Genomic DNA, 24,199 nt, shown 5'->3' with positions numbered 1-24,199 from the left:
CCCTGGTGCCGCGCAGGTCAGCTCGGCGGCGCGGAGGCTCTGCTAGCCACGTTCGGGGCGCCGCGCCCGTGGAGCCCCTGCGGGGCGGAGTCGACTGTGTTCCTCGTTGCGCCCGGCGTCGCGCGCCGCTGCCTGCGCGCCCTCGTCTTCCTGCCCGCCCTTCGCGCAGGCCGCGCAGAGCCCCCGGTAGATCCGCTCCACGGCGCGGACCTCGAAGCCGGGGGCGGCCGCGAGCGGCGCGGGGGCGATCTCGTCCGGGCGCTCGCCCGAGGGCTCGCACGGCACGTCGCGGACGAGCCCGCAGCGATCGCAGACCGCGTGATGGTGCGCCGCCATGTTCGGATCGAAGCGCGAGGCGCCGGGCGACAGCGACAGCGCGACGCACAACCCCGCCGACGCCAGCGCGTCCAGCGTGTTGTAGACGGTGGCGAAGCTCATCGTCGGCAGCGCCGGCCGGAGCCGCTCGAACAGCTCCTGCGCGGTCGGGTGCGTGGGATCGGCCGCGAGCTCGCGCACGATCGCCAGGCGCTGCGGCGTCAGCTTGAGCCCCGAGGAGCGCACGCAGGCCAGCATCGACGCGACCCGCGCATCCTCCTCGAGCCCCTCGCGCTCGAAGCCGGCCCCGCGCCCCCGGGCGTCGCGGGGCGCAGGCCCCTTGGCGGCAGGTGTTCGCGAGGCGGCCACGGCGAGAGTGATACTTAGAAAGTTTCTCAGTTGCAAGTCCTAACAATCACGGCAGATGAGCCTGGCAAATCCGGGTCGGATCGGGCAGATCTGCCGCGTCCAGCCCGGACGACGCGTGGCGGCGTCGCGCGCCGTGCGGCCGGGGTTGGCTCTTGCGAGGCCGGAGGGCCTCTGTCATAGTGCGCGCCCCGCGCCGCCGGCCCCCGCCGGCTTGCATTTTCGCCCGCCAACGGGGCAAGTTTTTTTCCAGCAAAAGAGGACGCTGCAAGACATGCCGACCGACGCCATTCAGTGCAAACCGCTCGAGGTCGCCGTGGGCGACAAGGGCATCGAGCGCGCCATCAAACACCTCAAGAGGAAGATGGCCGCCGAGGGGATCCTCCGCGAGCTGAAGCGGCGCCGGCACTACATGAAGCCGTCCGTGAAGCGGCGGAAGAAGGCCTCCGAGGCCGCTCGCCGCCGCCGGAAGCGGTCCAAGATGGACATGGTCGCCTAGCGCGACCGCCCCTCGCGCAAGGGCACCTCGCCAAGACGCAGAAGACGCGCGCGGACGCTTGAATCGAGCCTCCGCCGCGTGCTCTGCGTCTTGTCATTTTTGTCTTCGTCCTAGAGCCGCCTCGGCGGCGCGACGCGCCCCGGGTCGCGCGCGTCTGTGCCACGGCGGCGCTCGCTGCGCCCCCGCTCCAGAGGTCCCGATGCGCGCCGTCGTGATGACGACGTCCTATCCGATCAGCGACGAGGATCCGTCGGGCCATTTCGTGCGCTCGTCGGCGCGGGCGCTCGCGCGCCGCGGCGACGAGGTCCACGTGATCGCGGCCGGGGGCTCGGTCCTCGACCCACCCTCACGGGACGGCGATCTCGTCGTTCATCGGGCAGGCGGGGGCGCGCTGTTCGCGTGGCCGGGCGCCGTGGCGCGCGCGCGCGAGTCGCCGCTCCGGCTGCTCTCCGCGGGTCCGTTCGCGGCCGCCGCGCTCCGGCGGCTGCGCCGGCTCGGGCCGGTCGACCGCGCGGTGGCGCACTGGATCGTTCCCTGCGCGTGGCCGCTCTTGCTCGCCCTGCCGCGCGCGCCGCTCGAGGTGCACGCGCACGGCGCCGACGTGCGGCTCCTGCTCGGCGCGCCGCGCGCCGCGCGCGCGGCGGTGATGGGCGCGCTCCTCCGCCGCGACGCGCGCTTCGTCTTCGCCGCGCGCGCGCTGCGCGACGCGCTCGCGGCCGCGCTCGCTCCGGAGCAGGCGCGCGCGCTCGCCTCCGCCTCGCGCGTCGCGCCGCCCGCCATCGATCTGCCGCCCGTCGCCGAGCGCGTGGCCGCGCTCCGGAGCGAGCTCGTCCAGCGCCCCGGCGATCGCCTCGCCGTCGTGGCGTGCCGGCTGATCCCGACGAAGCGGGTCGAGCTCGCGATCGAGGCGGCGCGCGCGGCGGGCGCCGGGCTCCGGCTCGTCGTCGTCGGCGACGGCCCGGAGCGCGCCGCGCTCGAGCGCCTCGCGCGCCGCGGCGCCGCGGCGCGCTCGTACGGCGAAGATGGCGCGGCGGTGCGCTTCACGGGCACGCTCCCGCGGACTGAGGCGCTCGCGTGGATCGGCGCGGCCGACGTGCTGCTGCACCCCTCGTCGCACGAGGCCGCCCCCACGGTGATCCGCGAGGCGCGCGCGCTCGGCGTGCCCGTCATCGCGTGCGACGCCGGCGACGTGGTCGCGTGGGCCAGGGACGACGACGGGATCCTCGTCGCGGAAGGCACCGCGGAGAGCCTCGCGGCCGCGCTCCGCGCCGTCCCGCCGCGCCGCCCGGAGCGCGCGCCCGCGCGCTCGCGCTGAACGACCTCGCGCTGAACGACCGCGCGCCCGCGCGCTCGCGCTGAGCGACGGCGCCCCCGCGTCCGCGTCCGCGCCGAAAGCGACGCGTTCTCGCCGAGCCGGCGGCGGCGCGCGCCCGGCTCCGGACGGCGCCGGACGCCCCGTCCGGAGCGAGTCTTCGATCTGCGATGCGATGCCCTTGCAATTCCCAAGGCTTCGACTACGGTGCGCCTCGCTCCGCACCGAAACGAGGCGGCGGAGTGGCTCGGGGCGTAGCGCAGCCTGGTTAGCGCACTTGACTGGGGGTCAAGGGGTCGGTGGTTCGAATCCACTCGCCCCGACTGGTCCGGCGGAGAGTTTCTCCGGCGGACCTTTCGGCTTTGTAGGGCTTCAGTTCTCGTCGACTGTGGACGCGCCGGGCAACGGCGGCGTGGCCCCGCCATCGCGTCCCGGTGTCGCTCACGCCACCCGGCACCCGGGGCTCACGGTCACGCGGCGAGCGGGGGCGGTGAGACGGGCGTGACGGGCCGATCCGGCTCGCCGGCGAGCTCGTCCTCGATGGCGATCATCGCGGCCAGCACCACGTGATCGCTGAAGGGCAAGCCGACCACCTGCACGCCGACGGGCAGCCCCTCGCTCGTCGCGTCGACCTCGGCGGCCCGCTTCTCCAGCCGCTCGCGCGGCCGCTCGCGGCGCGCCTCGGCGGCGCGCACGCGGGTCACGGGGACGACGCCGGCCGGGAACTGCGCGAGGTTCCAGAGCATGGCGGCGCTGCCCGCGAGGACGAAATCGCGCGACGCGGCGTGCGGCAGCGCCGGCGTGGCGTACGGCGGGCAGAGCAGCAGGTCGAGCGACTCGGCGCGCATCGCCGACGCGATCGCGGCCCTCGCCTCGCGCAGCGCGTGCGTGACGCGCCAGAGCTCGGCGACGGACTTCGGCCCGGTGACCTCGAGGAGGCGCTGCAGCCGCCGCTCGCCCGCGAGCCCGGCGACGCGCGCGGCGGCGCGGCGCGCGAACGGCGGGAGCGACGCCATCGCGCGGAGCGAGCGGAGCGAGACGTCGACGTCGGCCGCGCCGCCGCCCTGGAGGAGCGACATCGCCGTCGCGCCGCCGTCCGCCGAGAGCGCGGCGAAGTACCCGTAGACCGCGTCGATGATGCCGGGCGGCGTGAACGGCACGACCGTGGCGCCCCGCGCGCGCAGCGCCGACGCCGCCTTCACGACGGCGCGAGCGACGGCGGTCGACGAAGGGACGAGCCCGTCGTCGCAGTAGAACCCGACGCGCAGGCGCGCCACCTCGACGCTCGCCGGCTCGGTGAACGGGAACGGCGGCACGCGCACGTCCAGCGCGGCCATGGTCGCGGGGTCGAGCTCGGACATGACGAGCGCGAGGTCGCGCGCGCTCCTCGCCATCGGCCCGACCTGCGAGCGGATCGCCTCCTGCCCGAGCAGCGCCGTGTTGCTCCCCAGGTTGGTCCAGCGATCGAGCGTGGGCTTCATGCCGGCGATCCCGCAGCAATGCGCGGGGACGCGGATGCTGCCGCCGATGTCCGTGCCGATGCCGAGCGGCGACATGCCCGCCGCGATGGCGGCGGCCTCGCCGCCGGACGAGCCGCCCGGGCTGTGATCGAGGCTCCACGGGTTCGCCGTCTGGCCGAAGAGCGGGTTGCGCGTCTCGTTGTACAGCAGCAGCTGCGAGACGTTCGTGCGCCCGAGGATCACGGCCCCGGCCTGGCGGAGCAGCACGGTGACGCCCGCGTCGCCGGCCGCCCGGTGGCCCCTGCGGGACGCGACGCCGAGCGTCGAGGCCATGCCGGCCATGTCGAGCGACTCCTTCACGGTGATCGGCAGCCCGTGGAGCGGGCCGCGGATCTCCCCGCGACGGCGCTCGTCGTCGAGCCCGCGCGCGGCCGCGAGCGCCTCGTCGTGGAGCACCTGGGTGAAGGCGCGGAGGCGCGGATCGAGCGCCTCGATGCGCGCGAGGTGCGCCCGCGTGACCTCCTCGGAGCTGACCTCGCGCGCGGCCAGGAGCGAGGACAGCGCGGTCGCGGAGAGGCAGGTCGGATCGGTCGAGGCGCTCACGGTGATTCGACGAGTATCACAGGTCCACGCGCTCGAAGGGTTGCTAGGCTCCGGGGCCCCGCGCCGTCCGCGGGGGAAGCGCCGGAGCCATGCAGCCGCTGCCGATCGATCCGATCCTCCCCGATCTCTGCGCCGCCCTGCGCGCGCACCCGAGCGTGGTGCTCGAGGCGCCGCCAGGCGCGGGCAAGACGACGCGCGTGCCGCGCGCGCTGCTCGACGCCGGCTTCGCCGAGCGCGGCGAGATCCTGGTGCTCGAGCCGCGGCGGCTGGCCGCGCGCCTCTCCGCGCGCCGCGTCGCCGAAGAGCTCGGCGAGCGCGTGGGCGAGACCGTCGGTTACACCATGCGCTTCGAAGAGGCCGCCGGCCCGGCCACGCGGATCCGCTTCGTGACCGAGGGCGTGCTGACGCGGCGGCTCCTGGTCGATCGCGAGCTCCGGGGCGTCAGCGCCGTGGTGCTCGACGAGTTCCACGAGCGGCACCTCGCGGGCGACGTCGCGCTGGCGCTGCTCCGGCGGCTGCAGCGCGGCGCGCGGCCCGATCTCCGCCTCGTCGTGATGTCCGCGACCCTCGACGCCGGGCCGATCGCGGCGTTCCTGGGCGCGCGCGAGGCGCAGCCCACCTCCGCGGCCGAGGCCGACGGCGCGCCCGGAGTGCCGACTGCCGAGGCCCCGCGCTGCGCGACCCTGCGCGCCGAGGGGCGGATGTTCGACGTCGCGATCGAGCACCTGGAGCCTGCCCGCGTGAGCGCGTCGACCCGCGCCGCGGGCGACCGCCGCGCTCCGGCGCACTGGGGCGACAGGACGCTCGAGAGCCTGGTCGCCTCGTCCGTGCGTCAGCTCCTCGACGAGGGGCTCGACGGTGACGTGCTGGTGTTCCTGCCGGGCTCCGCGGAGATCCGGCGCTCGACGGAGGCGTGCGCGCCCCTCGCGAAGAGCGCCGACCTCTTGCTCCTGCCGCTGCACGGCTCGCTGTCGCCGGCGGAGCAGGACCGCGCGGTGCGCCCCGCGGACCGGCGCAAGGTCATCCTCTCGACCAACGTGGCCGAGACCTCAGTGACCATCGACGGCGTCGTCGCGGTCGTCGACAGCGGCCTCGCGCGCGTGGCCGCGCACGCGCCCTGGTCGGGGCTGCCCACGCTCCGCGTCGCGCCCATCGCCCGCGCCTCCGCGGCGCAGCGCGCGGGGCGCGCCGGACGGACCCGGCCGGGCCGCTGCCTCCGCCTCTACACGCGCGGAGATTTCGCCGCGCGGCCGGAGCACGAGGCGCCCGAGATCCGGAGGCTCGATCTCGCGGAGACCGTGCTCGAGCTCTGCGCCGCGGGCGTCACGGATCTCGAGGGGTTCGGCTGGCTGGAGGCGCCGCCCGCCGCCGGGCTCGCCGCGGCCGAGGCGCTGCTCGTGCGGCTCGGCGCGCTCGACGAGGGGCGGCGCGTGACGCCGATCGGCCGGCGGATGCTGCGCTTCCCGGCGCACCCGCGGCAGGCGCGGATGATCGTCGAGGCCGAGCGGCGCGGCATCGCCGAGGACGGGTGCACCCTCGCGGCGCTCGCCGCCGAGCGCGACCTCGGCGCGCCCCAAGGCCCGCGGGCGGCGCACGCGCGGCACAGCTCCGATCTGCTCGCCGCGCTCCAGACCTTCGACGAGGCGGACCGCGCGCGGTTCGCGGCGGACCGCCTGCGCTGGCTCGGCGTCGACCCGGCGCGCGCGCTCGCGGTGGAGCGGACGCGCAAGCAGCTCGCGCGGCTCGCGGACCACCGGAGCGCGGCGCCGCCGGAGACCGCGGAGGCGCGCGAGATCGCGCAGCGCATCGCGATCCTCTCCGGCTACCCGGACCGGGTGGGGCGCCTCCGCCGCCCGGCCAACGCGTCGGGGCGGAGCGGGCGCGAGGTCGTGCTGGCCGCCGGCGGGACGGCCGCGCTCTCCGAGGCGAGCGTGATCGACGAGGTCGACCTCGTCGTCGCGGTCGACATCGAGGAGCGCAGCGAGGGGCGCTCGGCGCGCACCGTCGTCCGGTCGGCGAGCGCGATCGAGGCCGACTGGCTGCTCGACCTCTTCACGGACGCGATCCGGGACACGACCGAGGCGACGTGGAACGCCGCCGCGGAGCGCGTCGAGGTCGTTCGCCGGCTCTCGTACGACGGCCTCGTGCTCGACGAGTCGCGGCCGGCCGCGAGCGCGGTCGGGCCGCTCGCGGAGGCGGCGGCCCGGGAGCTCGCCGCGCAGGCGAAGGCGAAGGGGTGGCGCGCGTTCGTGAAGGGCGACGCGCTCGAGGGCTGGCTGCTCCGGGTCGCGTTCGTGCGCGCGCACTGCCCGGACGCCGGGCTGCCCGACGTGGGCGAGGACGCGGTGCTCGCCGCGCTCGCGGCGCTCTGCGAGGGCCGGAGGAGCTTCGCCGAGCTCCGCGACGCGGACCTCGCGGCCGCCGTGCGCGCCTCGCTGAGCCCCGCGCAGGCGCGAGCGCTCGCCGAGCTCGCCCCCGAGTCGATCGTCCTGCCCGGCGGCCGCCGGGCGCGCCTCGAGTACGCGGCGGACGCGCCGCCGTCGCTCGCGTCCCGGCTGCAAGACTTCTTCGGCATGGCCGAGGGTCCGCGCGTCGCCGGCGGACGGGTGCCCGTGGTGCTGCACCTGTGCGCGCCGAACCAACGCCCCGTGCAGGTCACGACCGACCTCTCGGGGTTCTGGGCGCGCCACTACCCGGCGATCGCCAAGGAGCTCCGCCGCCGCTACCCGAAGCACGCGTGGCCGGACGACCCCGCGCGCGCGGCGCCGCCGTCGCGCGCGCCGCTCCGCAAGGGATGAGTCAGCGCACGAGCGCCGCGGCCCTGGCCGTATCGGCGGCCGTGCGGAGGAGCATCCGCACGATCCCCTCGCCGAGGGGCAGCGTGAACCCGACGTCGCTCTCGCGCTGCGCCACCTGCATCGGCGGGATCGAGCCGTAGCCGAAGCCCCACGACGAGAGCAGGCTCGCGATCCTGGCGATCTGCTCGAGGTTGCGGAGCGCGACGGCGCCGTTCGCCGCGCTCTGCGGGTCCGTGTACGTGAGGGCGCCGGCGAAGTTGACGCCGGGCGGCTGGAAGTTGCCGATGACGCGCACGTACTGGAGGCCCGCGAGGAACGGGAGCTGCCCCGCCGCCGACGCGACCGCGGGCTGGCTCGAGAGATCGCCGGCCAAGGCGAACGACGCGCTCTTCGTGCCGAGCACCTCGACCATCCACGAGGGCACGGAGCGCTTCAGCGCGCTGAAGCGGAGCCGGTCGAGGGCCCGCCGCATGCCGGTCTCGTTGCCGGTGAGGATCGTGTGCGGCGTGAGCACGACGAAGCCCACGTTGCCGGCCGTGAAGAGATCGTTGTCCGCGTAGCGCGTCTTCACGAGCGGCGCGCCGATGACGGTGACCGACCTCGCGTCGGCGGAGCGGCGGATCGCGTCGACGTCGAAGTTGCCCTGCATCACGGCGCAGAAGTCCGCGCCCTGCATCGCGTAGAGCCCGCCGTAGATCTTCACGATGTCGCGCGACGGGACGAAGTTCGACTCGGGGCCCAGGGGGAGCAGGTTCGTGATGAGCTGGTTCACCTCGCCGCCCAGGCCCGAGGTGAACATCGCCGCCGCGTCGAGGTAGCCGAGCATCACCACGCCGCTCGGCAGGACGGCCAGAGGATCGCGATCGATCGCGGTCGCGTCGATCTTCTCGCCGCCGACCAGCGCGAGGCTGTCGTCCGCGCCCCCGCAGCCGGCGAGCGCCGGGGTGGCGGGCGCCGCGATCGCCAGCGCGACCGCCGCGCGGCGCAGGGCGGCGGCGCCCCGGGAATGCAGCAGCATCCGCACCATCGTGTTCGTCATCAAGGTCGCTCGTGCGGCGGGTCGGGGCGCTCCAGGGGGAAGGAGCCGATGATCTTCAGCATCTTGGTCTCGCGCTTCACGCCCTCGAGCGCCGCGACGAGCGCGCGATCGGTCGTGTGTCCGCTGACCTCGACGTAGAAGACGTAGTCCCAGCCCTCGCCGGGGACGGGGCGGGAGTGGACCCGCCGGAGGTTGCAGCTGCGCTCCTTGAAGTGCTGGAGGATGTCGTGGAGCGCGCCGGGCCGATCGTGGACGCTGAAGAGGAGCGCCGTGGCGTCGTGGCCCGAGCGCGGCGCGGGGAGCCGCGACAGCACCGCGTAACGGATCCGGAGCTCGCCCTCGTCGCCGACGTTCTCGCGGGCGACCCGGAGCTCCGGCACGCCGCTGAAGCCGCGGGGGACGATGGCGGCGCTGCCCTCGTTCTCGGCCGCGAGCTCCCACGCGGCCTGCGGGCAGCGCACGTCGAGCACCAGCGCGCGCGGGTGCTGGAGCTCGAGGTAGTGCACGCAGGCCACGTGGTCCTGCGGCGAGGCGTACACCCGCTCGACGTCGGCGAGGTTGCCGGTCCGGTTCACGAGGTCGAGCGCCTGCACCAGCTGGCGCTCGCCGACGACCTTGAGGTCGGCGCCGCCGATCGCCTGGATCGTCGGGAAGATCGGCCCCTCCTTGAGCGACTCGTAGGGGACCACGGCGAAGTCCGCGCGCGAGCGCGCGACCTCCTCGATGGCGGCGACGGGGCTGTCCGCGCGGACGAACTCGCCGCCGACCCCGAAGTGATCGTGCGCCGCGGTCCAGCCGAAGTCGCCCTCGGCGCCCAGGTACGCGACCCGGGGCGCGAGCTCGAACGCGCGCGAGGCCGCGTCGATGGCGACGAAGATCGGCCGCACCGCGCGCTGCGGGAACGGCGGCGTCACGGCGCGCTCGAGCGCCTGGATATGGGCGGCGTCTGCCGTGGGGGCGAACCGGGCCGTGCCCGTCCTCAGCTTGGCCAGCTCGTGCGCGATGCGCGCCCGGCGCTCGATGCTTCGTAGGATTTCTTGATCCAGCTCCGTGAGCTGCCGGCGGAGCTCCTCAAGTCGCTTTCTCTCATCCATCCCGGCCACCCTAGCACCGCCCCCGGCGCAGGTGGACTCGCAGCGCTCAGGGCGCAGCGCCGCGACGCCGCACCTCGCACGGCTGGCCACACGTCGCCTTGGATCGCCGGGGTCGCGTCAGGCCGCTGCGGAGGCGGACGACGCGCTGGAGTCGCTCTTGCTGCTGCTCGTCGACGAGGAGCTGCTCGATCCGGAGTCGGAGCTCGTCCCCGAGGACTCCGAGGACCCTGAGGAGCTGCCCGAGCCGCTCTCCGATTTCGCGGGCGGCTTGTTCGAGCCCGAGGCGTACAGGTCGGAGTACCAGCCACCGCCCTTGAGAATGAAGCCCGTGCCGCGCGAAATCTGCCGCCGGGCGGTCGCGTTGTGGCACGACGGGCACTCCGAGAGCGGCGCCTCCTTGATGGACTGCTCGGCCTCCCATTCATGCGCGCAGGATGTGCAGGCGTACTCGTACGTGGGCATGGCGTTTCTACTCCTCGGAACAACGCGAGGGATATGGCTACGTTAGCCACCTGTCAAGGCGGCTGCCAAAAGCGCCCGTCGTGTTTCGGACGTCGGTCCGCTGCATTTCGGATGGCATCTCGGGCGCCGATCGCTCGACGTCCGCGCCCGCCGTCGCACCGTAACGCGGGTTACATCGACCGCGTCCTCTGTATCGTTCCCGTCATCCGCGTCGGTCGCGTTCTGGGCAAGACTTGGTCCTCGATGGGCGCGCGAGGGGGCGGGATCCGACCTTGCCGCGCGACGCCAGCGCACGTAGACCCGGGGTGGAAGCCAGATGTGACGGTACGTGGCGTGCTGTGACGATACGTTTAAGCTCGCCCGTCCGGTCCCGGGGACGCCATGCGCATTCGGAAGCTCGAGATCAGCGGGTTCAAATCGTTCGTCGATCGGACGGTGGTCCATTTCGATACGGACGTGGTGGGCATCGTCGGTCCGAACGGCTGTGGCAAGTCGAACATCGTCGACGCGATCCGGTGGGCCATCGGCGAGCAGAGCGCCAAGCACCTGCGCGGCAAGTCGATGTCCGACGTCATCTTCAACGGCTCCGAGACCCGCGCCCAGCACGGGATGGCCGAGGTGACGCTCACCTTCGACAACAGCGAGCCGACGGCCGCGTCGCAGCTGCCGCTCGAGTACCGGGACTACGCCGAGATCGCGGTGACGCGCCGGCTCTTCCGCGACGGGACGAGCGAGTACCTCATCAACAAGACCCAGGTCCGGCTCAAGGACGTGACCGATCTCTTCCTCGGCACCGGCGTCGGCACGAAGGCCTACTCCATCGTCGAGCAGGGCAAGATCGGGCTCATCGTCTCGGCGCGCCCGGAGGACCGGCGGATGCTCATCGAGGAGGCCGCCGGCATCACGAAGTACAAGGCCAGGAAGAAGCAGGCCGAGCAGAAGATGGACCAGACGCGGCAGAACCTGCTCCGCGTGGGGGACATCGTCTCCGAGATCCAGCGGAACCTCGCGTCCCTGAAGCGCCAGGCCGCGAAGGCCGAGCGGTACGTGAACTACCGCAAGGAGCTGGAGGACCTCGTGCTCCACGAGGCGTCGCACAAGCTCCTCGAGATCACGGTGCTGACGCAGCGCGAGTCGATCGGCAGGGCCGAGCACGCCGAGCGCGAGCAGGCGTCCCGGACCGCGCTCGCCGCGCGCGAGGCCGAGATCGAGGTCACCCGGCTCGAGGCCCTCGCCTGCGAGGAGCGGGCCGAGCGCGCGCAGAACGAGGCGTTCGCCGCCGACAACCAGGTGCGCACCCACGAGGCGGAGATCGCGCGGGCGCGCGACCGGCTGCGGCACCTGGAAGAGCGGCTCGTCAGCGCGGCCAAGGAGCAGGGGGAGCTCGAGAAGACGATCGCGGAGCTCAGGGCCGAGAAGGAGCAGCTCGAGGCGCAGCTCGCCGGCGTCGAGGAAGAGGAGGCGCGCGAGAGCGAGCTCGCGCTCGAGCAGCACGAGCGGCTCGAGGAGCTGCGGCACGGCGAGCGCACCGCCGAGCACGAGGTCGCCGCGCTCCGCCGGCGCGCCGCCGAGGCCACGGCGGCGGTCGCGGCCGCCGAGGCGTCGCTCGCCGGGTTCGACCGGCGCATGGCGGAGATGAGCCAGCGGCGGGCGAAGCTCGAGGACGAGCTCGGGCGGCTGATGTACGAGTCGGAGGAGCTCGAGCGGCGGCGCTCGTCGCTGACGCGGAACGTGGCGGAGCTCGCCGAGGGGAAGCGGCTCTCCGCGGAGGAGCGGTCGCGGCTCGACGCGGAGATGAAGGCGCTGCGGGAGCAGGCGGTCTCGAGCGACCGCGCCGTGGAGCACGCGAAGAACGACCTCGGGCAGCGGCGCAACCGGCTCCGCGCGCTCGAGGAGCTGCACGCCCGGCTGGAGGGCGTCGGCGCGGGGGTGAAGAACCTCCTCAAGACGAAGGACCCGGCGCTGCTCGGGCTCGTGGCCGACCGGATCGAGGCGCCGGCCGAGCTGACCGCGGCGTTCGCGGGGCTGCTCGGCGACAGGCTGCAGTGCGCGGTCGTGAGCGACGTCGAGCGCGGGATCGCGCTGCTCGCGGACCTGTCGAAGAACAACCGCGGGCGGGCCAGCGTGATCGCGGCGCGGCCCCCGTTCGTGGCCGGCGCCGCGCGGCGGCCGCCGCGCGGCGAGGGGGTGCTCGGGCCGCTCGTGGACCGGCTCGTCTTCGCGCCCGAGGACGAGGCGCTGGCGCGCGCGCTCGTGGGGGACGCGGTGGTCGTCGCGACCGCCGAGGTCGCGGCGCGGCTCGCGGCCGAGGGCGCGGGGTGCACGCTCGTGACGCTCGACGGCACCGTGATCCGCGAGGACGGCGTGGTGAGCGGCGGCTCGGGCGACGCGGTCGCGGCCGGGATGATCGAGCAGAAGCGGGAGATGCGCGCGCTGCACGAGTTCGTCGCGACAAAGTCGGAGGAGGTGACGGCGCTGCTCGACGCGCAGCAGAAGCTCCGCCTGCGGATCTCCGAGGTGGGGACGGCGCTCGAGCGGGCGCGGAGCGAGGCGCACGAGGGGGAGCTCGCGCTGGTGACGGCCGAGAAGGACCTCCGCCGCGCGGAGGAGCAGCTCGCCGCGGCGCAGAAGCGCGAGGGCGTGGTGCGCTCCGAGCTCGAGGACCTCGCCGACAACCTCGACGCCGGCGGGAGCGAGCAGCAGGCGGCGCGCGACAAGCTCGCGGCCGGGCGCGCGGCGCGCGAGGCGGCCGCGGCCGGCCTCGAGCACGCCGAGCAGGTGGCGGCCGAGTGGCGCGAGCGGGTGCTCGGGCAGCAGTCGGTCGTGACCGAGCGCAAGGTGAAGCTCGCGCGCGTGCGCGAGCGCGCCGCGGCGGCGCGGGGCACGATCGAGCGGCTCACGCGGTCGTGCAGCGAGCTGCAAGGCCGGATCGCCCGGCTCGACCAGGAGCGGACGGAGAGCGCGATCGGCGCCGGCAAGGCCGCGGCGACGATCGTGATCGCGCGCGAGGCGCTGGTCGACGCCGTCGCCCAGGCGCACGCGGCGCAGGCCACGCTGACCGAGGCGCGGCGCGCGCTGGACGAGGCGCGGCAGGCGCACGCGGGGCGCGAGGCCGACCTGCGCGGGCTGCGCCAGGAGCTCGCCGAGGTGTCGGAGCAGCTCCGCAAGCACGAGCTCGCGCTGGAGCGGCTGCGCGTCGAGCACAACCACCTCATCGAGGGGGTGCGCGAGCGCTTCCGCGGGCTGGAGCTCGCCCGCGTCGTCGGCGACTACCACAAGCGGCCGCCCGTCGACGCCTCGCACCGCGCGCGCATCCAGGAGCTGACGGAGCTGCTCGACCGCATGGGCCCCGTCAACCTGGACGCCGTGCGCGAGCACGCCGAGGCCGAGGAGCGGTACACGTACTACTCGAGCCAGAAGGCCGACCTGGAGAAGGCGCTCGACGACCTCGAGAAGGCGATCGCCCAGATGAACCGCGAGTCGAAGCGGCTCTTCAAGACGACGTACGACGGCATCAACGCGCGCTTCAAGGCGCTGTTCCCCAAGATGTTCCGCGGCGGCCAGGCGGAGCTCAGGCTGACGAACCCCGACGACATGCTGGAGACGGGCATCGAGATCCTGGCGCAGCCGCCGGGCAAGAAGCTCGGGAACATCGAGCTCATGAGCGGCGGCGAGAAGGCGCTCACCGCCGTGTCGCTCATCTTCGCGATCTTCCAGTTCAAGCCGTCGCCCTTCTGCATCCTCGACGAGGTCGACGCGCCGCTCGATGAGGCGAACGTGGCCCGCTATAACGAGGCGATCCGGAGCATGACGAGCCACTCGCAGTTCATCCTCATCACGCACATCAAGCGCACGATGCAGTCGGTCGACGTGCTGTACGGCGTCACGATGCAGGAGCCCGGCGTCTCGAAGCTCGTCAGCGTGCGGATCAACGAGACGGCGAGGCGGCCGGAGCGCGAGGCGGCGCCGGCGGCGGCGGTGGCGTGAGCGCGGGGCCTCACGCGGGCGGGCGGCGCCTGTCGCGCGGCGCCTCGGGGCTCCGGCACCTGCGGTGGGCCCGCGAAGTGCTGGCCACGCTGGAGGCCCACGTCGAGCACAACCCGGCGCTCGCCGATGCCGATCGCGAGGCGCTGCGGGGAGAGGCGCGCGCGCTCGCGGCCGCGGTGCAGGCCCTCAGCGGGGCCGTGAAGCCGTACCGGGACTTCCTCGAGCGGACGCGGGTGCGCTACCGCGGGCGCGTGCGCGTCGCGGAGCACCTGCTCCGGGGATCCGGCGCGGGCGGCGCGGACGAGGCGGCGCGCGCCCGCCTCGACGAGGCGCTGGCGGAGCTCGCCGCGATGGAGGAGGCGCAGCGGCGGCCGCAGAAGGAGGCGCTCTCGGCGGAGATCGATCGGCTGCGCGAGGCGATGGCGCGGATGGACGCGCGCCTCGCGGAGCGGCTCTCCGCGGAGCTCGTCGAGAGCCTGTACCCGCCGCTCACGGACGGCGCGTCGAGGGTGGCCGACGACGGGGATCCGGACGACGACGCGGCGGCGAGCCCTCGTTAGCGCCGCGCGACGGGCGAGGACGCCGCGCGACGGGCGGAGCCGACCTTAGGGGCGGCGGCGGGCCAGCGGATCGCCGGGCAGACGGCGCGAAAGGGGCCGGCAGCGCGGCAGCTACCGGGGGGACGGAACGTCCTGCGTGCACGCCGGGATGGAGATGCGGTAAAGGCCTGCGAAGGACACGGAGAGGACGTCGATGGGCAGCGCTGAGTCGGGCGCCTTCCTGCTCCTCCGCGGGCGCGCCGCGGCGAGCGAGCGATTCGAGGCGCTGATCCGACGCCATGTGCCGGACGTCTGCGTCGTCTCCGATCCCGAGCGCGCGCTCTCGCGGTGCCTGCGCGAGCCGCCGCTGGTGCTCGCCGTCGACTCTAGCGACCCGGCCGGCGCCGCGGCGTTCTGCGGCCGCCTGCGGGCGCAGCCCGGCGGCGACGCGGTGTTCCTCCTCGCGATTGCCGAGCGCGACGCGGACCTCGACGGGCTCCTCGCGGCGGGCGCGAGCGATTTCCTGCTCGTGGGCGACGACGGCGCGGGCGCCCGGGCGCGGCTCGCCCTCGCCCGCGAGCGCGCCGCGCGCGACGCCGCATCGCGCCAGGCGCTCGCGCAGACGCAGGCCCGCCTCGTCCTCGCCGGTCGCATGGCGAGCGTCGGCACGCTCGCCGCCGGGGTCGCCCACGAGATCAACAATCCCCTCGCCTTCGTCATCACCAACGTCGACGCGGCCATCCGGCGCATGGGCGCGATGGAGCGGCGGAACAGCATGCCGCGCAGCGGCCCGTGGGCTCGCTCCCACGCCGACGGTCGCGGGCCGCCGAGCGAGCTCTCCGAGGTGTTGAGCCTCCTCGAGGACGCCCGCGAGGGCGCTGAGCGGGTGCGGCTCATCGTGCGCGATCTCCACAGCTTCTCGCGCGCTGAAGAGGATCGCCGCGGGCCGGTCGACCCCAGGCGGGTGCTCGACACCTGCGTCCGCATGGCGATGAACGAGATCCGGCACCGCGCCCGCCTCGTCCGGAGCTTCCAGGAGGTGCCGCCCGTCGAGGCGAACGAGCCGCGGCTCGCGCAGGTCTTCCTGAACCTCATCGTGAACGCCGCGCAGGCCATCCCGGAGGGGCTCGCCGAGCAGAACGTCATCGAGCTCTCGACGCGCTGCGATGCCGAGGGGTGGGTCGTCGTCGAGGTGCGCGACACCGGCGCCGGGATCGCGCCCGAGTCGCTCGAGCGGATCTTCGAGCCGTTCTACACGAGCAAGGAAGAGGGCGAAGGGCTCGGCCTCGGGCTCGCGATCTGCCACGCCATCGTCGCGGCGCTGGGGGGTCGGATCGAGGTGGAGAGCCGCCCCGGTCAGGGGAGCACGTTCCGCGTCGCCCTTCCCGCCGCCACGTCCGCCGAGGCGCGGGTCGCGGCGGACGCCGGCTCCGGCGCGCCGAGCGGGCGGCGCGATGGCGGCAGGCTCGCCGGGGCCGCGCCGCAGGCGGCGTCGCGACAGCGGGTCCTCATCATCGACGACGAGCCGATGCTCACGCGCGCCATCGCGGGGACGCTCGAGCCGCGGCACGAGACGACCGCGACCGCGAGCGCGCGCGACGCGCTCACCCGGATCCGCGCCGGGGAGCGCTACGACGCCATCCTGTGCGATCTCATGATGCCCGACATGACGGGGATGGACTTCTACGCGTCGCTCGCCGAGCACGCGCCCGAGCAGCAGCGCCGGGTCGTGTTCCTGACCGGCGGCGCCTTCACGGAGCGCAGCAAAGCGTTCCTGCAGCAGGTCGACGCCCGGCTGCTGCTGAAGCCGTTCGACGCGGCGACGCTGCTCTCGCTGGTCGACGAGGTCGTCGCCGCGCCCTGAGGCGCGCGCGCTGCTCCTCGCGCGCCGCCGGGGCGTACGCCTCCGGGCGCCCTCAGTGATAGTCGCGCGATTTCAGCGTGATCTCCTCGTCGTTCGGCAGCTCCAGCCGCTCCAGCTCGCGCGCGAGCACGTGGATCACCTCGCCCTGCCGCTCGACCCGCCCGGCGACGAGCAACAGCGCGGCGTGCCGCGCCACCTGGTAGTGCTCCTCGAAGACCTGCTTCTGGACGATGACGTTGACCACGCCGGTCTCGTCCTCGAGCGTCACGAACGTCACGCCGCTCGCCGTCGCGGGCCGCTGGCGGCCGACCACCATCCCGGCGACCCGCACGCTCTCCCCGTTGCGCGCCGCCTTGATCTCCTCGGCGGTCCGCACGCGCCCGGCCCCGCGCCGCCGCTTGAGCGCCGGCCGCAGGTGCCGCATCGGGTGGTCGTGCAGCGACAGGCCCACGCGCCCGTAGTCCAGCGCGAGCTGCTCCAGCGGCCTGAGCGGGGGGAGCCCGACGTCGCTGTCGTCCTCGATCGGCACGCCGTCGAACAACCCGTCCACGCGGGGCGCGCGTGCCCGCCAGAGCGCCTCTCTCCGGGCGGGGACCAGCGCGGCGAGCGCGCCCGCTTCGGCGAGCGCTTCCACCTCGTTCTTCTTCAGCTCCGTGCGCCTCACGAGATCCGGGAGGCCCGTGAACGGCGCCTCCTCGCGCGCCGCGACGATCGCCGCCACGGCCGCCTCCCCGAGCCCCTTCACGAGGCGCATGCCGAGCCGCAGCGCCGGGGCCGCCGAGGGCCCTTCGTCGGGCTCGAGGGTCGCGTCCCACGCGCTCTGCACCACGCACACCGGGCGCACCTCGACGCCGTGCCGCTGCGCGTCCTGCACCAGCGCCGACGGGCTGTAGAACCCCATCGGCTGCGCGTTGAGGAGCGCGCAGGTGAACGCCACCGGGTGGTGGACCTTGAGCCAGGCCGACGCGTACACGAGCAGCGCGAAGCTCGCCGCGTGCGACTCCGGGAAGCCGTACTCGCCGAAGCCCTGGATCTGCTGGTAGAGCATCTCCCCGAACTTCGCCGAGATCCCCCGCTCGGCGAAGCCCTGGATGAGCCGCCCGCGGTGCCGCTCCAGGCGCCCGTGCTTCTTCCAGGCCGCCATGTCGCGGCGCAGCTGATCGGCCTCGCCCGGCGTGTAGCCAGCGCCGACCATCGCGATCTGCATCACCTGCTCCTGGAAGAGCGGCACGCCGAGCGTGCGCTCCAGGATGGGATCCAGGCACGGGTGCGGGGACACCGGCGGCTCCTGCCCCGTCCGCCGGCGCAGGTAGGGGTGCACCATCCCGCCCTGGATGGGCCCGGGACGCACGATCGCCACCTCGATCACCAGGTCGTAGAACTTGCTCGGCTTCAGCCGCGGGAGCATCGCCATCTGGGCGCGGCTCTCGATCTGGAACACCCCCACCGTGTCGGCCCGGCCGATCGCCTCGTAGACGGCCGGGTCCTCCGGCGGGATCTGCGCGAGCGCCGCGATCGGATCGAACGCGCCTCGGCGTGCGTGGACCGAGGGACCCGCGGACGCAGCGTCGCGAGCCGCCTGGACCGAGCGGTCCGCGTCCACAGCGTCGCGAGCGGCGTCCGCCGGCCGGCCCGCGAGCTCGGCGTACCGATCTGCGTGGATCAACGCGAGCGCCTTGCGGATCGCCGTCAGCATGCCGAGGGCCAGGACGTCGATCTTGAAGAAGCCGAGATCGTCGAGGTCGTCCTTGTCCCACGGGATCACCGTGCGGCCCTCCATCCGCGCAGGCTCGACCGGGGCCACCTTGTGCAGCGGCTCCGACGACAGCACGAAGCCGCCGACGTGGATCGAGAGGTGGCGCGGGAAGCCCTCCAGCGCGCTCGCCATCAGGACGGCCTGCCGGACGCGCACGTCGTCCGGATCGAGGCCCGCCTCGCTCACCCGCTGCTCCGTGATGTCCGCCTCGTGGTGGAGCACGAGGCCGCTCAGCCTGTCGACCTGATCCGCCGAGAACCCGAACGCCTTGCCCACCTCGCGGAGCGCGCTCTTCCCGCGGTAGGCGATCACCTCCGAGACCATCGCCGCCCGATCGCGGCCGTACATCTCGTAGATCGCCTGGATCACCTCCTCCCGGCGCTCGTGCTCGAAATCGACGTCGATGTCCGGCGGCTCGTTGCGCTCCTCCGACAGGAAGCGCTCGAAGAGCAGGTTGGACCGGGCCGGGTCCACCGCCGTCACGCCGAGCACGAAGCACACCGCGCTGTTCGCCGCGCTGCCGCGGCCCTGGCAGAGGATCTGCCGCGCGCGGGCGATCTTCACGACCTGCTGCACGCTGAGGAAGTAGGGCGCCACGCCGAGCTTCGCGATCAGCGCGAGCTCCTTCTCGATCTGCGCGCGCACCTGCGGCGGCGTCCCCTCCGGGTAACGGTCGCGGCAGCCCTCCTCGGTCAGGCGCCGCAGCGCCTGATCCGACGTCTCCCCCGGCATGCAGAGGGCGTCGCTCGGGAAGCTGTAGCGGAGCTCGGCCAGCGAGAAGCGGCAGCGGGAGGCGACCTCCACCGTGCGCGCGACCCAGGCCGGATGATCGCGGAACAGCGCCGCCATCTGCGCGCCGGACCGCACGTACGCCTCCGCGTTGGGCGCGATGCGCGTCCCGGCCTGATCGAGCGTGGTCTTGGTCCGGATGCACGTGAGCACGTCGGCGAGCGGCTTGCGCGACGGGTGGTGGTAGAGCGGGCGCGCGGTCGCGACGACGCAGGGGCCGTAGCGCCGCTCCGCCGCCAGGGCCGCCGCGACCCGCTCGCCGTCGCGGCGGTCGAGGTGCTTCCAGGTCGCGACGAGCGCGCGCTCGCCGAACGCGTCGCGCAGCGCGCCGATGAGCGCGCCGGAGACGGCCGCGGGCACGAGCGGATCGAGCGGCACGATCGCGGACAGGCCCCGCGGCGCCGCCGCGATCGCCTCCGCCGAGATGCTCGCCGTCCCCTTCTCGCAATCGGCGTGCGCGAGCGTGAGCAGCCGGCAGAGGTTCGCGTACCCCTCGCTGTCCTCGACCAGGAGGACCACCGAGGGCTGGACCTCCGGCGCGCGCGCGGCGCGCTCGACGGCCGCGCGCGTCGCGCCGATCGTCAGCTCGGCCCCGACGATCACCCGCTGCTCGACCTTCTTCGCCGCCGTGTGCGCGCGGACGCTGCCGTAAATCCCGTCGCGATCGCAGAGCGCGAGCCCCTCGAGGCCGAGCTCCTTGGCGCGGTGCACGAGCTCCTCGGGGTGCGAGGCGCCCTCGAGGAACGAGAAGCAGGAGCGGCCGCAGAGCTCCGCGAACGGCACCGAGGCGCCGGCGCTCACTCGCACCACCCCTGCAGGAAGGCCTCGCCCGTCGCGCGGTCGACGTAGATCCACGCCTCGCCGCAGGAGCTCGCGCTCCCGCCGTCGCGGGGAGCGCGCAGCTCGCCGAGGCGCGCCGGGGCGGCCCTGCCGGACGGAGAGCCCGAGACCAGCCAGGCGCGCGCGTAATCGCGCGAGGCGGGCGTGGGCGTCCACCACTCCACCGCGTCGAGCCGCATCACGAAGGCGAGCCGCTCGATCGCGTAGAGGTGCCGGTCGACCGCCACGATCGCCCCGCGCCCCACGCGGCCGAGCGGGATCGGCTGCGCGAGGAGCCGCGCGGGCTCCGGCGCCGGCGCGTCGTCCCCCTCCGCGCGCTCCCCCGCGGCCCCCTGCTCCGCCGCGGCCCGCTCCGCCGCGGCGCGCGCGCGGGCCGCGGCGGACGTGCGCGCCGCGGCCGCCTCGTCCGGGACCGGCACGAGCCGCGACCGCGCCTCGGGGCGGTGCGCGTCGGCGACCTCCAGGACGCCCACCCGCTCCGCGCCGATCTCCGCCGAGAGCTCGGCCAGGAGCGCCGGCAGGCTGTCGGGATCGACCGAGCGGTCGCGCGACAGATCGAGCTGCACCCGGCGGGCGCGCGCGATGCGGGAGGCGATGAGGTGGACCCCCACCGCGGGCGCCGCGAGCTCGATCCGCTCGAGCTTCGCCTTGAGCGGGCGGAGCAGATCGCCCGCGTCCGAGAGGGGCACCGGCATGTCGACGTGGAAGCGCAGCGAGGGGCCGCGCTCCTCGTCCTCCAGGAGCGCGGCGGCGACCTCGTCATCGCGATCGCCGAGGCGGAGCCGCGCGATCGAGCGGTCGTAGGCGATCGCGACGTTGAGCCGCCCGCACGCCTCGCCGCGCGCGGCGAGCCGGGACGCGATGCGCGACGTCATGCCGCGCAGCACGAACAGGAGCGACTCGGCGCTCTCGACCGGATCGTCGAAGAGCACCTCCTCCTCGATCAGCCGGGGCACCTCGTACGGCAGGAGCGGCACGGGATCGCGCCCGGCGAGGAGCTCCATCACCTCGACCGTCCGCGGGCCCAGCCGCGCCGCCACCTGCGCCCGCGGCAGGCGCGCGAGGTCCTCGACGCGGAGCACGCCGAGCCGGACGAGGAAGCTCGCCACCTCGCGCTCGACCGGGAGCGCCTGCACCGGCAGGGGCCCGATCGCCAGCGCCCCCTTGCCCGGCGGCGCGATCGGGGCCTCTGCCCCCGGCGCGCCGTCCGCGTGCGCGCCGAAGCGCGCCAGCGCCTGCGCGAGCCGCGGCCCGTCGGCGATCGCGAGCCGCGCCCGATGGCCGAGCGCCGCCACGCGCTCGCCGAGATCGCCGAGCAGTGCCTCCTCGCCGCCGACGAGGTGCGACGCCCCGGTGATGTCGAGCCACACCGTGTCGTACGGGCCGTCGCCCCAGGGGCTCCTCGCCGCGCTCGCGGCGCGCTCGCCGGGGCGGCCCGCGCGCGCGCCGGTGCGCGTCGGAGCGCCCTGCTCGCCGAGCTGGATCGCCGCCGTCGCCCCGAGCCCGAGCGCCACCTCGGCGACCCGGCCGAGCGCCGCGTCGATCTCGGCGAACGTCACCCGGTGGATCGCGAGGTGCGCGACCAGCGCCGCCGCCTCGACGACCTTCTGCCCCGGCCTCACCCCGTACCGCCGCGCCTCGTCGTCGACGACATCGATCACGGCGACCGGCGCCGGCGCCTCACGCTCGGACCGCGCCGCGAGCGCGGCCCGGCGCTCCTCCTCGCCGCCCACGATCACCGCGAGCGGCGCCTTCCCGCTCGGTGAGACCGGCCCACGCTGCTTCACCAGCTCGCACGCGAGCTGCGGGAGCACGATCGCCACAATGCGCCTCGCCGCCATCGCCTCTCCTCCTCACGCCCTCGACAGCGCGGGCCGCGGCTCGCTTCCCGTCGCCCGCTCCGCCTTCTCCCGGGCCCGCTCCCCGAGCACCACCGGCGTCGGCGAGGTCACGCGCCCGCGCCGATCCTTGGCGACGCGCACCATGAGCCGCCCCTCGGCGACCTGCTCGAGCTCCAGCCGCATCGCGACCGGCAGCGGCATCGGCCGCGCCGCCTGGCGATCGGTGAGGAGCAGGATCGTCCCGTCGCTCCCCTCGGTGGCCAGGGCGAGCTTGCGCACCACGTTGACCCACCGCGCGAGGTCCTCCTCGCGGCGCCCCGCCGCGGGCGCGCCCCGCTCCCCCTTTCCCGCCCCCTGACCGAAGGCCCCCGGGACCCCGGCCACGTCGATCACGAGCACCGCGAACGCTCGGCTCATCGCCATCCGGACCGCGACCTTGGCGAGCATCTCCACGGGGGGCCGCGCCACGAGCAGCCGGCTCAGGTCGACCCCCGCGCGCGCGACCGCCGGCGCGAACAGCGAGCCGCTCGAGTCGATCCACGCGCACCACGCCCCCGCCGTCGCGCTCGTCCCGCGCAGCCGCGCCTCCGCCTGCGCCGACGCGCACGCGGAGAGGGCGATGGAGGTGGAACGCCCGAGCCCCCGCGGCGCGGCGAGCTCCACCACCCCCCCGCGCGGCAGCCCCCCTTCCGGGAGCGCGTCGTTAATTTCCTGTATACTGAGCGGGAGCGTCTTGGCGCGCGCTTCGAACTCGGGGAGGGTGTGGCGCAGCAGGTCCCGGGCGAGAGGAGCGGCAAGAGCGACGGGCGACATACTGAACATGGTAACAGTGCCCTCGCGAGGCTGCCAATTTTGCAGGACGAACAACGTCCTATCTGCGCCCGGCGCGTTCCCCTTTCGCCCCTCCAGGACGGCGGAATGGCTTCCGTCGGTGATCTTGGGGCGGCAGGGATGACAGGACGGCGGGGATGAGGGGAATGACCGTCCTGGGTTCTTCAATAAGTCGTCCCCGCGCCCTGTCGACCTAGGGGCGGGCCAGGACCATCGCGGCGCTCCCCGCTCCTGTCGCCGGCGCGCGGGCGGGGCGCCTGCCGCTCCCGGTGTCAATGCGGCGCTGCTGCCTCTCCGACGTCAGTGCGGCGGGGCTGACGTCAGTGCGGCGAGGCTGCCGCTCCGGGGACAGCGGCCGCCCTTGGAACGTCCCCAACGTAACGCGAGCTCGGCCGGATGAGCCGCCCGACGCGCCGCTGCTCGTCGATGTGCGCGTACCAGCCGGCGACCCTGCCCACCGCGAAGGTCGGCGCGAAGAGCGCGCGCGGCAGCCCGAGCGCGTCGAGCAGCACCGCCGTGTAGAACTCGACGTTCGCGCGCAGCGGGCGCTCCGGGTGCCGCGCGCGGAGCGCCGCCTCCGCCGCCCGCTCGACCGCGCGCGCCAGCGCGAGCCGGGCGCCCTGCGCCCCGCCCGCCGTCCGCCCGAGCCGCTCGATCGCCCGCTCGAGCACCGCCGCCCGCGGGTCCCTCACCCGGTAGATCCGGTGCCCCATGCCCATGATCCGCCGCCCCGCCGCGAGCTCCGCCTGGATCCAGCGCTCGGCGCTGCCGGGCGGCGGCGCGCCGCCCTCGCCCGCCGCTGCCCCGATGGCGTCGAGCATGTCGAGCACCGGCCCCGGCGCGCCGCCGTGGAGCGGCCCCTTCAGCGCGCCGATCGCCGCGACCACCGCCGAGATCGCGTCCGACCCCGTCGAGGTGACCACGCGCGCGGTGAAGGTGGACGCGTTCATGCCGTGGTCCGAGACCGTCACGAGGTACGCGTCGAGCTCGCGCGCTTCGGCCTCGCTCGCCGCCGCGCCGCGCACCATGCGCAGGTAGTCGGCCGAGAGCCGGAGCGCCGGATCGGGCGCGACCGGCTCCTCGCCCGCGCGGCGCCGCGACCAGGCCGCCGCGAACGTCGCGACCGCCCCGGCGATCGCCGCGGGCGGGGCGTCGCCGCGGAGGTGCGCGACCGCGGCGCGGAGCGCGTCCATGCCGTCGACCGCGTCGAGCGCGTCCCCGAGCCGACCGAGGAGCGCGAAGGCCCGCGTCCGCCCCTCGGCGATCGCGCCCCGGAGCGACTCCCGCTCCGGCGCCGAGGGAAGCGCGCCGCCCCAGAGCAGCCCGCACGCGTCCTCGAACGTCACCCCGCCGCCGCCGGCGAGCGCCTCGACGTCGTGGCCGGCGAGCGTGAGCCTCCCCCGCTCGCCGTCCACCTCCGAGAGACGCGTCTCCGCCACCACCACACCCTCCAGGCCGCTCGCGAGCGGCGCCGCCACATCCTTCATCCGATCACCTCCGCCAAGGACATGTTGGGCATCACATGAGGTTGATCAACCTTGATTGTACAATCAACCATGCACGCTATCGACGCGCGTCGAGGACGCCGCCGGGGCGCGGTCGCCCAGCCGCGCACCCGGCCCGGGGCGCGGCGCACGCGCGCGGCGTGGCGCGGGGTGTGGAGAGAGGCGGCGCGCGGGCCGCGCCTCGGCGAAGAATCCCGGCGAGGACCGGGGAATCCGGTGCTAGGAGGGACGCATGCGTCCGGCGATCCGCGGGCCGCGCCTCCTGGATCGGCGGACAGGGTTCGGACCTGACGTTGATG

At 74.8% G+C, this 24,199-nt stretch carries 15 protein-coding genes and 1 tRNA gene; 7 read left to right on the top strand and 9 right to left on the bottom strand.

All coding sequences use genetic code 11. The annotated features are described in order from the left end of the window. Positions 1 to 42 precede the first annotated feature (42 nt). Positions 43 to 684: a Fur family transcriptional regulator gene (locus tag WMF20_RS10440; RefSeq protein ID WP_437612853.1), complete on the bottom strand. Its 642-nt coding sequence runs from the start codon at positions 682 to 684 to the stop codon at positions 43 to 45. A 271-nt stretch (positions 685 to 955) separates the two neighbouring features. On the opposite strand from WMF20_RS10440, the gene rpsU reads away from it, so the two are divergent. The 3 genes from rpsU (at position 956) to WMF20_RS10425 (ending at position 2,815) form a co-directional block, all read left to right on the top strand. Beyond that, positions 956 to 1,180, top strand: a complete 225-nt coding sequence (gene rpsU, locus WMF20_RS10435; RefSeq protein WP_012234386.1) for a 30S ribosomal protein S21 — start codon at positions 956 to 958, stop codon at positions 1,178 to 1,180. Between the two features lie 214 nt (positions 1,181 to 1,394). Then, entirely contained in the window at positions 1,395 to 2,495 is a 1,101-nt protein-coding gene (locus WMF20_RS10430; RefSeq protein WP_437612851.1) for a glycosyltransferase family 4 protein, read from the top strand. A gap of 245 nt (positions 2,496 to 2,740) precedes the next feature. Continuing rightward, positions 2,741 to 2,815 (top strand) — tRNA-Pro (locus WMF20_RS10425). Positions 2,816 to 2,962: 147 nt separating this feature from the next. Here the strand turns inward: WMF20_RS10425 and WMF20_RS10420 are convergent. Next, positions 2,963 to 4,555 (bottom strand): amidase, encoded by a 1,593-nt coding sequence (locus tag WMF20_RS10420; protein WP_437612849.1) that lies wholly within the window; start codon positions 4,553 to 4,555, stop codon positions 2,963 to 2,965. An 89-nt stretch (positions 4,556 to 4,644) separates the two neighbouring features. Between WMF20_RS10420 and WMF20_RS10415 the strand changes: the two genes are divergently transcribed. Continuing rightward, positions 4,645 to 7,353 carry an ATP-dependent RNA helicase gene (locus WMF20_RS10415; protein WP_437612847.1) on the top strand — a complete coding sequence of 903 codons (2,709 nt, stop codon included), beginning with the start codon at positions 4,645 to 4,647 and terminating at the stop codon, positions 7,351 to 7,353. Position 7,354: 1 nt separating this feature from the next. Here WMF20_RS10415 and WMF20_RS10410 read toward each other — a convergent pair whose 3' ends face one another. From WMF20_RS10410 to WMF20_RS10400, 3 genes are all read right to left on the bottom strand, one after another. Continuing rightward, positions 7,355 to 8,392 (bottom strand): hypothetical protein, encoded by a 1,038-nt coding sequence (locus WMF20_RS10410; protein ID WP_437612845.1) that lies wholly within the window; start codon positions 8,390 to 8,392, stop codon positions 7,355 to 7,357. Next, complete coding sequence (locus WMF20_RS10405) at positions 8,392 to 9,486, bottom strand: bifunctional chorismate mutase/prephenate dehydratase (protein ID WP_437612843.1); 1,095 nt, start codon at positions 9,484 to 9,486, stop codon at positions 8,392 to 8,394. Before WMF20_RS10405 ends, WMF20_RS10410 begins: the two co-directional genes overlap by 1 nt. A 117-nt stretch (positions 9,487 to 9,603) precedes the next feature. Beyond that, positions 9,604 to 9,948, bottom strand: a complete 345-nt coding sequence (locus tag WMF20_RS10400; protein ID WP_437612841.1) for an FmdB family zinc ribbon protein — start codon at positions 9,946 to 9,948, stop codon at positions 9,604 to 9,606. 381 nt (positions 9,949 to 10,329) lie between these two features. Here WMF20_RS10400 and smc point away from each other — a divergent pair, with 381 nt between their 5' ends. The 3 genes from smc (at position 10,330) to WMF20_RS10385 (ending at position 16,338) form a co-directional block, all read left to right on the top strand. Continuing rightward, the gene (gene smc / locus WMF20_RS10395) at positions 10,330 to 13,935 is read left to right on the top strand and encodes a chromosome segregation protein SMC (protein WP_437612839.1); all 3,606 of its coding nucleotides are present in this window, start codon (positions 10,330 to 10,332) and stop codon (positions 13,933 to 13,935) included. Further along, the gene (locus tag WMF20_RS10390; protein ID WP_437612837.1) at positions 13,932 to 14,495 is read left to right on the top strand and encodes a hypothetical protein; all 564 of its coding nucleotides are present in this window, start codon (positions 13,932 to 13,934) and stop codon (positions 14,493 to 14,495) included. The genes smc and WMF20_RS10390 overlap by 4 nt, the downstream gene beginning before the upstream one ends. Positions 14,496 to 14,688: 193 nt before the next feature. Then, the gene (locus WMF20_RS10385) at positions 14,689 to 16,338 is read left to right on the top strand and encodes a hybrid sensor histidine kinase/response regulator (RefSeq protein ID WP_437612835.1); all 1,650 of its coding nucleotides are present in this window, start codon (positions 14,689 to 14,691) and stop codon (positions 16,336 to 16,338) included. Positions 16,339 to 16,390: 52 nt separating this feature from the next. On the opposite strand, the gene WMF20_RS10380 is transcribed toward WMF20_RS10385, so the two are convergent. The 4 genes from WMF20_RS10380 to WMF20_RS10365 all read right to left on the bottom strand — a co-directional run bounded on the left by WMF20_RS10380 (position 16,391) and on the right by WMF20_RS10365 (position 23,882). Next, the gene (locus tag WMF20_RS10380) at positions 16,391 to 19,684 is read right to left on the bottom strand and encodes an error-prone DNA polymerase (RefSeq protein ID WP_437612833.1); all 3,294 of its coding nucleotides are present in this window, start codon (positions 19,682 to 19,684) and stop codon (positions 16,391 to 16,393) included. Next, positions 19,681 to 21,564, bottom strand: coding sequence for a DinB/UmuC family translesion DNA polymerase (locus tag WMF20_RS10375; RefSeq protein WP_437612831.1), 1,884 nt, complete (start codon positions 21,562 to 21,564; stop codon positions 19,681 to 19,683). Before WMF20_RS10375 ends, WMF20_RS10380 begins: the two co-directional genes overlap by 4 nt. A gap of 12 nt (positions 21,565 to 21,576) precedes the next feature. After that, on the bottom strand, positions 21,577 to 22,377 hold the full coding sequence (locus tag WMF20_RS10370) for a recombinase A (protein ID WP_437612829.1): 801 nt from the start codon (positions 22,375 to 22,377) through the stop codon (positions 21,577 to 21,579). 338 nt (positions 22,378 to 22,715) lie between these two features. Further along, positions 22,716 to 23,882, bottom strand: a complete 1,167-nt coding sequence (locus WMF20_RS10365) for a citrate synthase (RefSeq protein WP_437612827.1) — start codon at positions 23,880 to 23,882, stop codon at positions 22,716 to 22,718. Positions 23,883 to 24,199: the final 317 nt, after the last annotated feature.

This window comes from Sorangium sp. So ce834, assembly GCF_051521425.1.
GTDB lineage: Bacteria > Myxococcota_A > Polyangia > Polyangiales > Polyangiaceae > Sorangium > Sorangium cellulosum_D.
This window is presented reverse-complemented; position numbering and strand designations above follow the sequence as displayed.